This is a genomic window from Pseudomonas umsongensis (assembly GCF_012647205.1).
Lineage (GTDB): Bacteria > Pseudomonadota > Gammaproteobacteria > Pseudomonadales > Pseudomonadaceae > Aquipseudomonas > Aquipseudomonas umsongensis.
In genome coordinates, this window is the sequence record NZ_CP051487.1 from 1,750,841 (window position 1) to 1,764,950 (window position 14,110).

Here is a 14,110-nt window from a genome sequence, read left to right on the forward strand (position 1 = left end):
CAAAGGGTTTATCGAGATCGCGGACAGCGCACACAATTCGCCAGGGAATCCAATTGAGCCCACAGGCATGTTCTCCGCATTCAGACAGGGTGCCGACAAAGCGTTGGCAGCGGAGGGAATGCACATGGCTACGCTCATCGGTATCGTCAGCAAGGTTATCGGTCAGGTCTTCGCGGTGGCGGGTGACGGCACCCGTCGAGTGTTGATCGAGGGGGACCGGTTGTTTGCCGGCGATCAACTGGTGACCGGGGCCGAAGGCGCAGTGGCGGTGCATCTGCAAAATGGCCAGGAACTGACGCTGGGTCGCGGCAGTAGCCTGCAAATGACCGCCCAGTTGTTGGCGCATTCGTCGCCCCATGTGGAGACGGCTGAAGCGACGACTCCGAGCCAGGCACAGTTGACCGATGTCGAGCAATTGCAAAAAGCCATCGCCGCCGGTGACGACCCAACCCAGACCGCCGAAGCGACGGCGGCCGGCCCGGGTTCGACCGAACCTGCCGATGGAGCACAGGGTGGGGGCCACAGTTTCGTCATGCTCGAGGAAGTCGGGGGGCGGGTCGAGCCGACCATTGGCTTCCCCACCGCCGGGTTCAATGGCATTCCAGAGTTCCCGCTTGCACGGCACGACGGCGATAACAACTCTGACAACGCTGAGCCTGCGCCGCTGATTACACCGCCAGTGGTCACACTGCCCGAAGTCCCATCGTCGGAGGTCACGCCGCCAGCCGTCATACCCCCGGATGTCACGCCACCTGTCGTCACGCCACCTGAAGTCTTGCCCCCGGTCATCACGCCACCGGTGAACCATCCGGTCACCCTCGATGGTCTGTCAGTGGAGAGTGGTGAACTGACCGTCAACGAAGCCAACCTGCCTGACGGTTCGGCAAGCAATCCCGCCGCACTGACCCAGAACGGCACCTTCACCGTCACGGCGCCTGACGGGCTGACCAGCCTGAGCATCGGTGGGATCGCCGTGATCAGCGCTGGCGTAGCCAACGGTTTTCCGCAGTCGATCATCACGCCGCTGGGCAGCACCCTGACCATCACCGGGTACAACCCAACAACAGGCGTAGTGAGTTACAGCTACACCCTCAACGACAACGAAAACCATTCGAGCGGCGACGGCACTCAACTCAGCGAACACTTCACCGTGATTGCCGGTGACAGCAATGGCGACTCCGCCACCGGTTCCCTGGACGTCACCATCGTCGACGACATGCCCAAGGCGAACGATGACAACAACCTCGACACCGCCTCGGAAACCAGACTCACCCTCGAAGGCAGCGTCCTGGGCAATGACGTGCAAGGTGCCGACCGTGTAGCGATCGGACCCAACAGCGGCCCAATCACCCCCGGCACGTTCATCGGCACCTACGGCACCCTGGTGCTCAACGCCAATGGCACCTACACCTATACCCTCTATCCCGGCGATGCCGACTTCAAGGCCTTGCACGCGGGCGGCAATGGCACCGAGACCTTCACCTACACCCTGACCGACGCCGACGGCGATACCAGTACTGCCAACCTGGTGCTGAACGTGCACAACAACGATGACGGGGTGACCCTCGGCGGCCTGGACGTCGCAGGCGGCGAACTGACCGTCTACGAAAAAAACCTCATGTACGGCAGCGACCCCGATGCCCCGGCGCTGACCCAGCACGGGACCTTCACCGTCATCGCCCCGGACGGCCTGCAGAGCCTGAGCATTTCCGGCGTCTCGATCATCAGCGGTGGCGTGGTGCAGCCCTTGCCGATCTCCGGCAGTACCTGGTTGGGCAGCACCCTGACCGTCACCGGCTTTGACCCGGCCACCGGCGTGGTGAGCTACAGCTACACCCTGAACTACACCGAGACCCACCCCAACGCCGACGGCGCCAACAGCGTCAGCGAGAACTTCGAGGTCATCGCCATCGATGCCGATGGCAGCGAGGCGCGTGGGGAAATCAACGTCAAGATCGTCGACGACTTGCCGACCGCCAAACCCGATGCGACCTCGGTGGTCGAGGGCGGCACTGTCACCGGCAACGTACTGTGGAATGACGTCGGCGGTGCCGATGGCTCCGGCGGTGGCGTGGTCGGCGTGCGCGCCGGCGCAGATACCTCGACCCCGGTGCATGGCGGCCTGAACAGCCAGATCAACGGCACCTACGGCTACCTGACGCTGGATGCCGCAGGCAACGCCGTGTACCACAGCTACCCGAACTCGGTGAGCGGCCCGGGCGCGAGCGATGTGTTCACCTACACCCTGCGCGACACCGACGGTGATGAAAGCACCACCACCGTGACCATCGACGTGCACAACAGCTGCCTGGTCGCGGCCAGCGATCAGGACGTCACTGTGTACGAAAAAGCACTGGACCTGCACCAGGACGGCCAGGACCTGGCGCCCGGCAGCGTGAATGGCAGCCAGCCGAGTAGCGCCGGTGAAACCGCCAGCGGCACCCTGGTCGGCTCGGTCCATGGTGCCAGTGGCGCCATCACCTACAGCCTGCTCAGCAACGCCATCGGCACCTACGGCCAACTGCTGCTGAACTCCGACGGCAGCTACACCTACACCCTGACCTCACCGGCCAGCACCATGCCGCAGGTCAACGATGGTGCCAACACCCTGCACGAAAGCTTCACGTACCAGGTCACCGACAGCCAGGGCAATGTTGCGACCAGCACCATCGTGATCAATATCGTCGATGACGTGCCGATCGCTACTCCCGATATAGCCTCGGTGGGAGAGGGCGGCTACATCGGCGGCAATGTGCTGTGGAACGACCACGTAGGAGCCGATGGTCAGTTCGCCGGCGGTGGCGTGGTCGGCGTGCGTGCCGGCGATGACACTTCGACCCCGGTGCATGGCGGCCTGAACAGCCAGATCAACGGCACCTACGGCTACCTGACGCTGGATGCCGCGGGCAACGCCGTGTACCACAGCTACCCGAACTCGGTCAGCGGCCCGGGCGCGAGCGACGTGTTCACCTATACCCTGCGCGATGCCGACGGTGACGAAAGCACCACCACCATCACGATCGACGTGCACAACAGTTGCTTTGTGGCGACCAGCGACCACGACGTGACCGTCTACGAAAAAGCCCTGGACCTGCACCAGGACGGCCAGGACCTGGCCCCCAGCAACGTGAATGGCAGCCAGCCGAGCAGCCCGGTCGAAACCGCCAGCGGCACCCTGGTCGGCGCGGTTCACGGCGGCAGCGGTGCCATCACCTACAGCCTGCTCAGCAATGCCATCGGTACCTACGGCGAGCTGTTGTTGCACCCCGACGGCAGCTACACCTACACCCTGACCTCACCGGCCAGCACCATGCCGCAGGCCAACGACGGCGGCAACACCCTGCACGAAAGCTTCACCTACCAGGCCACAGATGCCCAGGGCAATGTCGCCACCAGCACCATCGTGATCAACATCGTCGATGACATGCCCACCGCTAACATCGACCACACCTCGGTGGGAGAGGGCGGCTCCATCGGCGGCAATGTGCTGTGGAACGACAACGCGGGGGCCGACGGCCAGTTCGCCGGCGGCGGCGTGGTCGGCGTGCGTGCAGGCGGGGACACCTCGACCCCGGTGCATGGAGGCCTGAACAGCCAGATCAACGGCACCTACGGCTACCTGACCCTGGATGCCGCGGGCAACGCGCTGTACCACAGCTACCCGAACTCAGTGAGCGGCCCGGGTGCGAGCGACGTGTTCACCTACACCTTGCGTGACGGTGACGGTGACGAAAGCACCACCACCATCATCATCGACGTGCACAACAGCTGCCTGGTCGCAGCCAGCGATCAGGACGTCACCGTGTACGAAAATGCCCTGGCCCAGCCGTGCAACACCGGCGAAATCGCCAGTGGCACCCTGGTCGGTGCGGTCCATGGCGGCAGCGGCGCCATCACCTACAGCCTGGTCAGCAACGCCATCGGCACCTACGGCCAACTGCTGCTGCACCCCGACGGCAGCTACACCTACACCCTCGCTGGCCCGGCCAGCACCACGCCGGCGGCCAACGACGGCGCCAACACCCTGCAGGAAAGTTTTACCTACCAGGCCACCGACGCCCTGGGCAACATCGCCACCAGCACCATCGTGGTCAACATCGTCGATGACGTACCGACCGCTATCGCCGATGCCACCTCGGTGGGAGAGGGCGGCTACATCGGCGGCAATGTGTTGTGGAACGACCACGTAGGAGCCGATGGTCAGTTCGCCGGCGGCGGCGTGGTCGGCGTGCGTGCCGGCGACGACACTTCGACCCCGGTACATGGCGGCCTGAACAGCCAGATCAACGGCGCCTACGGCTACCTGACGCTGGATGCCGCGGGCAATGCGCTGTACCACAGCTACCCGAACTCGGTCAGCGGCCCGGGCGCGAGCGACGTGTTCACCTACACCCTGCGCGATGGTGACGGTGACGAAAGCACCACCACCGTGACCATCGACGTGCACAACAGCAGCCTCGTGCCGTCCTGCGACAGCGACGTGACCGTCTACGCCAAAACCCTGAACCAGGACGGTCAGGACCTGATAGCCAAAGGCGCGGACTTTACCGGGACCCAACAGATCTACAGCCTGACCGGCAGCAATGCCGCCATTGCCCGCAGTGCGTTCGTCGCCAATACGGCAGCCATGACCGCAGTGCTGGTGGTCAGCGGAGCGCTTGGGTCCGTCAACGGCAACCACGACCATGACCTGATCACCGTCAATCTCAAGCAGGGAGAAACCCTCAACCTGGATCACAACCTCACAGCCGGGCACATCAGCCTGGAGTACTCGATCAATGATGGCGCCTACATCGCCATCGCTGACGACCAGACCATCACGGCGACCTCGGATGCGACCTATCACATCCACGTCACCAGTCTCCCTGATGGTCCGGCCCCAAGTGCAAGTGCTGTTGAAAACTACCAGTTGAAGATGACCGTCGATTACTCCGGGGCCCACGACATGGCACCGGACAACCATGACACCTACAGCGCCAGCGATAACCATGGCGGCAGCGACATCAGCTACCAGGATGGCCACACCCTCACCGGGACAGCGGGGGATGACACGCTGGTAGCCGGCAATGGCGACGCCATCATCCATGCCGGTGACGGCAATGACTTGCTGTACAGCGGCCTTGGCAACGATCTGCTCGATGGTGGTACGGGCATCGACACCGCCAGTTATGCCCACGCCACTGCCGGCGTCACGGTCAATCTCGGCGAGACCGGCGCACAGGACACCTTCGGTGCCGGCACTGACACCTTGACCGCCATCGAAAACCTGACCGGCTCCAACTTCAATGATGCCCTCACGGGAGACAACAACGGCAACCTCATCACCGGCGGCCTGGGCAACGACGTGCTCAACGGCGAGGGTGGCGACGACTTCCTGATCGGCGGGTTGGGCAACAACTCCCTGACCGGCGGCAGCGGCGCCGATACCTTCCAGTGGCTCAACGGCAACAGCGGCCACGACGTCATCACCGACTTTACGCCGGGGGCCGACAAGCTCGACCTGTCGCAACTGCTGCAAGGGGAGAACAGTACCGCCGCCTCACTGGATGACTACCTGCACTTCACCGTCAGCGGCAGCGGCGCTTCTCTGGTGACCAGCATCGACGTCAGTGCCATGGCTGGCGCGGCGCCGAACCAGACCATCGACCTGGCGGGTGTCAACCTGGCCAGTCACTATGGGGTGACGCCGGGGGCGGGCGGGGTCATCGGCGGCGCGGACACGGCCACCATCATCAACGGTATGCTCAATGACCACTCGCTGAAGGTGGATACCGTGTGACCTGAAACCGCAATGAAAAACTGGTTGAACGCCGATATCCCTGTAGGAGCGAGCATGCTCGCGATGGACGTCAACGATGACGCGGGGATCCTGGATGCACGCGGTGCACTTGAGATCATCGCGAGCATGCTCGCTCCTACAGGGGATAAGCCCAAAAAACCACAGTCCCTGTGCAAGGGGCTGCGGTTTTTTCTGTGTGCGAACCTTTGCAAATCACATCGGCAGCGGCTGTCCGATCAAACGCCCCATCACGCCATGTACCCCCAGTGCCTTGATCGTTTCCAGCTCGCCTTGGGTTTCCACTCTCTCGGCTATCAAGGGTAAGTCGATGCTGTGGGTCGTGCGGCAAATCGCCTCGATGAACAACTGTTTGTCGGTCTCCTCATCGATGCCACGGATATAGGCCCCGTCGATTTTAAGGTACGCCAATCCCAGTTGAGTGAGGTTGCCAATCTGGCTGAAATGACCGCCAAAATGCTGCAACCCGATACGGTAACCGGTGTCGAGCAGGCTGTGGCTCAAGCGTTGCAACTGGTCCGGCGGCGGCAGTTGGCGCTCATCGATTTCCAGGGTCAGCAAGGGCGCCAGTTCCGGCAGGGATTCGAGCATGTCGAGGATCAGTTGCACCTGCGCCTGATCGCGCAAGGTGCTGCCGGACAGGCTCAACGCCAGGGGCAAACGGTTGATGATGAGGTATTCGAGGGTGGCTTCAAGCATCGCCAGGTCGAATCGCGCCGACCAGCCAAAACGCTCGATCCACGGCAAGAACTGGCCGGCGGCAATCGCTTCGCCCTGTGGATCGAGCAGGCGTGCGAGGACTTTGTGATGCAGCACCTGGTGGGTGTCGGCGCATTGCACCACCGGTTGGAAATACAACTGCAGTTTACCTTCGTTCAGGGCGTCGTCGAGCCAGGCATGCCAGTGCTGTTGTGCCAGCTTTGGCGCACTGTCGCTACGGCCCAACACGGCCCAGGGGCGCTCGGGATGCTGCCGGGCTTCGTTCAGTGCCTGATCCAGTTGATGCAGTACGTGGCTTGCCGGATCGCCGGGGTGGAAGGCGACGATGCCCAGATGGGCGACAGGCATGCAATCACTTTCACCGGTCAGGCGCAGGTTCTCCAGGGTGGCGCTGATCTCGGCGGCCAGGCGTGTTGCATCCTCGGTATCGAGGTCCGGTGCCATCAGGCTGAATTCGCCCCCGCGATTGCGTGCTGCCAGCCAGGTGCGACGTTGCGGAACTTGAGTCAGGCGCTTGAGCAATTCGCCGACCGCGCGGATCAACGCATCGGTGCGCTGCCCGCCGAGGCGTTGATTGAGGCCGGCCAGGTCGTTTAGCCGTAGCATCAGCAGGTGACCGTCGCCATTTTGCTCGGTGACCAGTAATTGATCGGCCAGTTGTTCGTCGAGCAATCGCCGGTTGGCCAGCCCTGTCAGGCTGTCCTGATAGGATTCGTTGAGCAGTTTTTCACTGCGCGCAGCCTCTTCGGCGAACAGCGTCTTGAGTTTCTCGACCATCTGGTTCATCGCCAGCACTACACGTTTCAATTCCGGTGTGCGTGGTAGCGTCGGCAAGCTGAGAAACTCGCGTTTGCTGATGGCTTCGGCCTGGCGGACCATGCTGTCGAGCGGACGAAATTGTCGACGCAGCAACCAGCCGCCAAACACCGCACTGAGCAGCCCGCAGAGCAGCAGCCAGACAAGACTGCCCAGTGTGCTGTCCCAGAGTTTGGCCAGGGCGAATTGTGGATTGCTCAACACTTCGACCCGCGCCACCTGTTGCCAGCCCCGGGTGATCAGTGCATCGCCACCCTCGGGACGCAAATTAACCAGGTTGACGAACCAGCCAGGCACGCCATCGATTTGTTCAGGGTTGCTGCGCTGCACCAACACCTGCCGATTCTCGAGGTGGGTGACGCGGATATCGCTGAAATAGCCACTGTCGAAAATCGAACTGACCATCAACTCCATCATGGCCGGGTCGTCGATTTGTGTGGTCAAGGTCAGGCCCAGGGCGGTTGCGGCATCTTGGGCGTGGGCGCGCAACTGCCCAAGCGTCTGCTCGCGAGAACTTTCCAGGCTGGCATAAAAACTGCCGCTGAAGGCCACCAGCAAGAACAGGCAGATGGCGAGAAACAACTGGTTGCGCAGTTTCATCAAGCGCTCCTTGGCGTGGCGGCTAACCGTCGCCCACGGCGAATCCTTCGGCTTGCATTTTTTGCAAGACATCTTGCCAGCGAGACAACTTTTTCGAGTCGCCGCTGCGCTGGTTACCAGGCTTGCCGGGCAGGTACAGGCCTTCGGCGTTGAACGCATACACCGGCAACAGGTCCTTGCGCTGCGAAGCGGGGCGAATTTCGCCGATCAGGTTGTCGAGCACCAGCGGTTCGGCGCCGGGGCTGCTGTAATAAGTCAGCACCATGTGCGCCTGGTTTTGGGTCAGGGCCTTCACATAGGTAATGCGCAGCTTGTCGCTGGGAATGCCCAGCTGGCGCAGGCTGAAATATTTCGCCAGGGCGTAGTCTTCGCAATCGCCGGCGGCCTTGATCAGCGCCTCGACCGGCGTGGCCCAGTAATCATTCTGGTGCCAGATGCGAGCATCGTCCTGGAAATCCAGCTGCTGGTTGAAGTAGCGATTCACCGCCTTCAATTGCTCCTGCTCGGGCAGGTTGCGTTCGCCTTGCAGCATTTCACTCCAGGACTGGATACGTCCCTGTGTCGGTCCCAGGCGGGCATAACGCTTTTCGGCGGTTTGCGCGATCTGCGCGAAATCCCAGCGGGGCCAGGCACTGCCAGGTACAACCAAAGGAAAACTGACCAGCAACAGCCATGCGCCAAACCGAAGTCGGAATGTTGACCATTCTGGACCACCCGGACTTCGTGGCATGCCTGGCTGCTCGAATGCAGAGAGATGAAGTCTAGGTGGTGGTTGGGTAGGCGTCGACCCTTGGGCGGGGGAGTAGCCGTCAGGATTTACGCAGGGTTTTCTGCCGAAGGATGTACAGGGTCACCAACACCGCACTGGTCAGCATGAACCCTCGGGCCCAAGGCATTGGCACCAGGTAGCAGGAGAACAGGATGCTGGTCCACATCAGGCCGATGGCGTAGACCTTGCCCTTGAGCGGAATGCCGTTACCCTCGAGGTAGTCACGGATCCACGGCCCGAGCCGCGGGTGCCCCACCAGCCAATGATAGAAACGCGGAGAACTGCGGGCGAAGCAGGCTGCTGCCAGCAACAGGAAGGGCGTGGTGGGCAACACCGGCAGGAAAATCCCGAGCACCCCCAGCGCTACGCTCAGCCAGCCGATAGCCAGCAGCACGTAGCGCAACATCAGGGAGCGGTTGCCTATGGGGTTGTCCATAGGCAAAACCTTAGTGGTGACGTGGCTTGAGGATCGCCGGTTTCTCGTCCGGTGCGTTGCACAGCAGGTACAGCGCGGTCAGGGCTTCCGGGATCTGCACGATCATGTCGTCCATCAGGTTGGCGTCCGCGGCAATGTCGGAGAATTCCGGTTGCTCGTCGAACAGGCCCGAACCGACCATGATCGGCAGCAGCATTTCGCTGACTTCGTCTTCGGCGGTTTCGAACCAGGCTTCTTCGCGCAGGAATACGCCTTCCATGAAACCGATGCACCAGCCGCGCAGGTCGGAATCGTCCGGGTCTTCGCCCAGGTCCAGGTCGCACGGCAGCTCGAACTCTTCATCGGAGGCCAGTTGACGGGCGATGTGGGCTTTAAGGCCGATCAGCGTGGCTTCGATCTCTTCGCGCTGGGCTTCGCTACTGTAATGCGGCTCTTCAGCGAAGAGGGCATCGATCCATTCACGATCGGGAACGACTTCGGAACAGATCGACAGCGCGGTGAGGTAGCCGTGGGCGGCCACGTAGTCCAGCGCCTCGTCATGCAGTTCATCGGCGTCGAGGAAGACTTGCAGGCGGGTTAGTTGCTCAGCGAAGGACATTAAAGGGCTACCTTGGGGAATATTCGATGCGGGAATTCTAGGCCTTCTTGAGCGCTTGGGCCAGCCGCACGGCATATTTGCACCCTAATGGACACCGCATTTCCCGTAGGAGCTGCCGCAGGCTGCGATCTTTTGATCTTGCTTGCAAAAAAACAAAATCAAAAGATCGCAGCCTGCGGCAGCTCCACATAGAACTCATGTTGATTCCCTCTTCTCAGTGGCGCCCTTTGCCGGACAGGGGTCGGGTATACTCGCGCGTTTTGTGATGCCCTGCTGGCTTCGCGGCTCGAATACACAGCGTCATGCAATCTGTACTTACTATTTGTCGGTGCAAAGTTGCGGGTCCTGTACCAGCCTTGCAGGGATGTTTCGGTGATTTTTGGAGTTTTTATGCTCGAACAGGCTCAGCGCGTCCTCAAGGACATCTTCGGCTACGACAGTTTCCGTGGCCGCCAGGGTGCAATCATTGAGCGCGTGGCCAGTGGCGGCGATGCCCTGGTCTTGATGCCTACCGGGGGTGGTAAATCCCTGTGCTTCCAGGTGCCGGCGCTGTTGCGCGATGGCCTGGCGGTCGTGGTTTCGCCGTTGATCGCGCTGATGGACGATCAGGTCGCGACCCTCGAAGAGCTCGGTGTGGCCGCTGCGGCATTGAACTCAACGCTCAGTGCCGAACAACAGCGTGACCTGGCGGCAAGGATCCGGCGCGGCGAGGTGAAAATGCTCTACCTCGCACCCGAGCGTCTGGTCCAGCCGCGCATGCTGAGCTTCCTGCAAGGGCTGGATATCTCGCTGTTCGCCATCGACGAAGCCCATTGCGTGTCCCAATGGGGCCATGACTTTCGACCGGAATACCTGCAATTGGGCCAGTTGGCGGAACTGTTCCCCGACGTCCCGCGCATCGCCCTGACCGCCACCGCCGACAAGCGGACCCGCGAAGAGATCGTCACACGCCTGCACCTGCAGGACGCAGAGCGCTTCCTGTCGAGCTTCGACCGGCCGAACATCTTTTATCGCATCGTGCCCAAGGAACAGCCGCGCAAGCAGTTGTTGGCGTTTCTCGCCGAGCGTCGCAGCGATGCCGGCATCGTCTATTGCCTGTCGCGCAAGAAAGTCGAGGAAGTGGCCGCGTTCCTCACTGAACAAGGTTTCCCGGCGCTGCCGTATCACGCCGGCCTGCCCAACGATCTGCGCGCTCACAACCAGAAGCGCTTCCTCAACGAGGAAGGCCTGATCATGGTCGCGACCGTGGCCTTTGGCATGGGCATCGACAAACCCAACGTGCGCTTTGTCGCTCACCTCGACTTGCCAAAGTCGCTTGAGGCCTATTACCAGGAAACCGGACGCGGCGGCCGTGACGGTTTGCCGGCCGACGCCTGGATGGCCTACGGCCTGCAAGATGTGGTGATGCTCAAGCAAATGTTGCAGAACTCCGAAGGCGACGAACGCCACAAGCGTCTGGAGCAACACAAGCTCGATGCCATGCTGTCGCTGTGCGAGGAAACCCGCTGCCGTCGCCAGACATTGCTGGCCTACTTTGACGAAGAAATGCCCGAGCCCTGCGGGCATTGCGACAACTGTGTCGACGGCGTGCAAACCTGGGACGCCACAGAGCCCGCCCGCCAGGCGCTGTCGGCGATCTACCGGACAGGCCAGCGCTACGGTGTCGGACACCTGGTGGATGTCTTGCTGGGCAAGGACAACGAAAAGGTGCGCAACTTCGGGCATCAGCACCTCTCGGTGTACGGAGTCGGCAAGGCGATGGCCGAAGGCGAGTGGCGTTCGTTGTTCCGCCAGTTGGTTGCCCGCGGCCTGGCCGACATCGATCTGGAAGGCTATGGCGGCCTGCGCCTGAGCGACACGTGCCGGCCACTGCTCAAAGGCGAAGTGACCCTGGAGCTGCGTCGCGACCTGAAGGCGCAAACCACAGCCAAGAGCAGCAAGAGCCAGGCGAGCCAGCTCGTCCGGGGCGAAGAGCGCGAACAGTGGGAAGCCCTGCGTGCCCTGCGCCGCAAGTTGGCCGAAGAACATGGCGTACCGCCGTACGTCATTTTTCCCGACTCGACCTTGCTGGAAATGCTGCGCAGCCAGCCCACCTCGCTGGCGCAAATGGCCCGTGTCAGTGGCGTCGGTGCGCGCAAGCTGGAGCGTTATGGCGAGGCTTTCCTCGAAGTCCTCGGTGGCCAGGCCGAAGCACCGAAAGTGGTGGCAGACCTACGCCACGAGCTGATCTCCCTGGCGCGTGCCGGCATGACGCCGTTGCAGATCGCCGGGCAGCTGCAATGCTCGGAAAAGAACGTCTACACCATGCTCGCCGAAGCCATTGGCAAACAGCAGCTGTCACTGGAACAGGCGCTGGATCTACCGGAGGACTTGATGGGCGAAGTCCAGGATGCGTTCCTCGACGGTGAGGGCGAACTGCCACCTGTGTCGGAAATTTCCGCGCTGTTTGCCGGTCGGGTGCCGGAAGGGGTTTTGTACTGTATTCGCGCCGCCCTGCAGTCCGAATTTGAACTTTGAGCGCCCGGTCCCGCTGATGTAACGATTCAGTACAGAACAAGCCTTGCCTCCAGCCAAGGCTCATGCTTAGCTGACTAATTATTAGTATTTCCCTAATTTCAGTCTGATCATGAGTGTTTTATGCCGTTGACCGATCAACACCGTTTTGGCATGCAACTGGCCCAGATGTCGCGTGGCTGGCGTGCCGAGCTTGACCGTCGTCTTGCCGGCCTGGGGTTGTCCCAGGCCCGCTGGCTGGTGCTGCTGCACCTGGCGCGCTTCGAACAGGCCCCGACCCAGCGTGAGCTGGCGCAAAGCGTCGGTGTCGAGGGACCGACCCTGGCTCGGTTGCTCGACAGCCTGGAAGGCCAGGGCCTGGTGCAACGTCAGGCGGTGGTAGAAGACCGTCGGGCGAAAAAAATCGTGTTGTGTGCCCCGGCGCTTCCCCTGATCGAACAAATTGAAACCATTGCCACCCAACTGCGACATGAACTCTTCGAGGGTGTCGATGAGGCCGATGTAAAGGTCTGCATGCGGGTTCATGGGCACATTCTGGCCAACCTCGAAAAATCCTGAGACAAAGCTTCCCGTCAGACTTTTTAGTGAGCGCATTGGGCAGACTATAAGAACTACTCGGCAATATCGTGTTCGTACCGGATGCGCGAACACGTGCAGATTGGTTTTTGGTTACCTAAGGGATGTTCATGCTCAAGAGTCGGCTGTTGGTTGTACGGTATGGTGCCAGGCTGTTGCTGGCCAGTGCCGCCGTCACGTACTCGGCTTGGGTGCCGGCGTTGGGCCTGGGTGAAATCACCCTTCATTCGGCCTTGAATCAGCCGCTGCGCGCTGACATCGCCCTGGTGGATGCTGCCGGACTGGAAGAGGGCGAGTTGTCGGTCCGCCTGGCAACGGCTGACGAGTTCAGCCGCGCCGGGGTCGAGCGTGTGTTTTTCCTCAACGACCTGAAATTCACGCCCATCCTGCGAGGCGATCGCAGCCTGATCCGGGTCAGCTCCAGCAAACCGGTGAAGGAACCCTACCTGGATTTTCTCGTTCAGCTCGACCAGCCCAATGGCCGCTTGTTGCGCGAGTACACCGTGCTCATCGATCCTCCGGGCGCCGCGGACATTGCGCCGATTGACGATGAACCGCCGCCGGATCGTTCTGCTTCTGCATTTCCGAGTGTGCAGCCGGCGACGCCTGTCGCCGCCCCGGAAACGAATCCCCTGGCTGAACAACTGGCCGCCAGAGTCCTGCACAACCAGCAGATGCAGGCAACCATCGATGAGCTTAACGGGAAGCTACAGGCAAAGGACGAGCAAATCGCCGTTGAGAAAAAGCAGGTGGCCGAGTTGCAAACCCGATTGGCCGAGGTCGAGCAGGCACCGACAGAGCCAGCTGCGCCGGTTGCCGTGGCGTCAGCGCCGGTCGTGGTTGAGGAACCAAGGGTGAATTGGCTATGGATGTTGGGGTTTGTGACGCTGTTGGCCGTGGCGCTGCTGCTTGCATGGGGACGTCGTCAACGACAGCAGGATCAGGTTTCACCAGAGCCATCACCACATCACCCCCAGGCTAGTCCACCCGAAATGCAGGCTGGGCCGACATTTCAGGAAGTGCGCGTGGATTCTCCTCAATCGCGCACTCTTGCGCCGGTCGCGCTCGTTACATCGACGGTCTTGGCCCCGGCAGCACCCTCGCAGCCGCCACCCACCGAGGAGTTCCAGTTGAATCTGGATGATTTGTCGATGGATACGAATTGGGATTTGGGCCCGATGGAAAACATCCAGCCCTGCGAAGCGCCTGCGTTACCCGAACCTGAAATCGAATGGACCATCGAGCCCGCTTCCCTTGACGAAAGCCTTCGAACCAACAGATAAC

The 14,110-nt window shown here is 61.6% G+C and carries 8 protein-coding genes; 4 read left to right on the forward strand and 4 right to left on the reverse strand.

The features are described 5' to 3' along the window. Positions 1-124: 124 nt before the first annotated feature. Entirely contained in the window at positions 125-5,779 is a 5,655-nt protein-coding gene (locus HGP31_RS07940) for a retention module-containing protein (RefSeq protein ID WP_168757432.1), read from the forward strand. Between the two features lie 213 nt (positions 5,780-5,992). Here the strand turns inward: HGP31_RS07940 and lapD are convergent, their stop codons facing one another. From lapD to HGP31_RS07960, 4 genes are all read right to left on the reverse strand, one after another. Beyond that, positions 5,993-7,933, reverse strand: coding sequence for a cyclic di-GMP receptor LapD (gene lapD / locus HGP31_RS07945; RefSeq protein ID WP_168757433.1), 1,941 nt, complete (start codon positions 7,931-7,933; stop codon positions 5,993-5,995). Between the two features lie 22 nt (positions 7,934-7,955). Further along, positions 7,956-8,663: a cysteine protease LapG gene (lapG, locus tag HGP31_RS07950; RefSeq protein ID WP_033045175.1), complete on the reverse strand. Its 708-nt coding sequence runs from the start codon at positions 8,661-8,663 to the stop codon at positions 7,956-7,958. A gap of 79 nt (positions 8,664-8,742) precedes the next feature. Beyond that, positions 8,743-9,138 carry a YbaN family protein gene (locus HGP31_RS07955; RefSeq protein WP_020795389.1) on the reverse strand — a complete coding sequence of 132 codons (396 nt, stop codon included), beginning with the start codon at positions 9,136-9,138 and terminating at the stop codon, positions 8,743-8,745. Positions 9,139-9,148: 10 nt separating this feature from the next. Continuing rightward, positions 9,149-9,736, reverse strand: a complete 588-nt coding sequence (locus tag HGP31_RS07960; RefSeq protein WP_020795388.1) for a UPF0149 family protein — start codon at positions 9,734-9,736, stop codon at positions 9,149-9,151. A gap of 390 nt (positions 9,737-10,126) precedes the next feature. Between HGP31_RS07960 and recQ the strand changes: the two genes are divergently transcribed. The 3 genes from recQ to HGP31_RS07975 all read left to right on the forward strand — a co-directional run bounded on the left by recQ (position 10,127) and on the right by HGP31_RS07975 (position 14,109). Beyond that, positions 10,127-12,253: a DNA helicase RecQ gene (gene recQ, locus HGP31_RS07965; RefSeq protein WP_020795387.1), complete on the forward strand. Its 2,127-nt coding sequence runs from the start codon at positions 10,127-10,129 to the stop codon at positions 12,251-12,253. Positions 12,254-12,373: 120 nt separating this feature from the next. Next, positions 12,374-12,808, forward strand: coding sequence for a MarR family transcriptional regulator (locus HGP31_RS07970; protein ID WP_020795386.1), 435 nt, complete (start codon positions 12,374-12,376; stop codon positions 12,806-12,808). Between the two features lie 128 nt (positions 12,809-12,936). Continuing rightward, positions 12,937-14,109, forward strand: coding sequence for a type IV pilus assembly protein FimV (locus HGP31_RS07975; RefSeq protein WP_168759139.1), 1,173 nt, complete (start codon positions 12,937-12,939; stop codon positions 14,107-14,109). Position 14,110 lies beyond the last annotated feature (1 nt).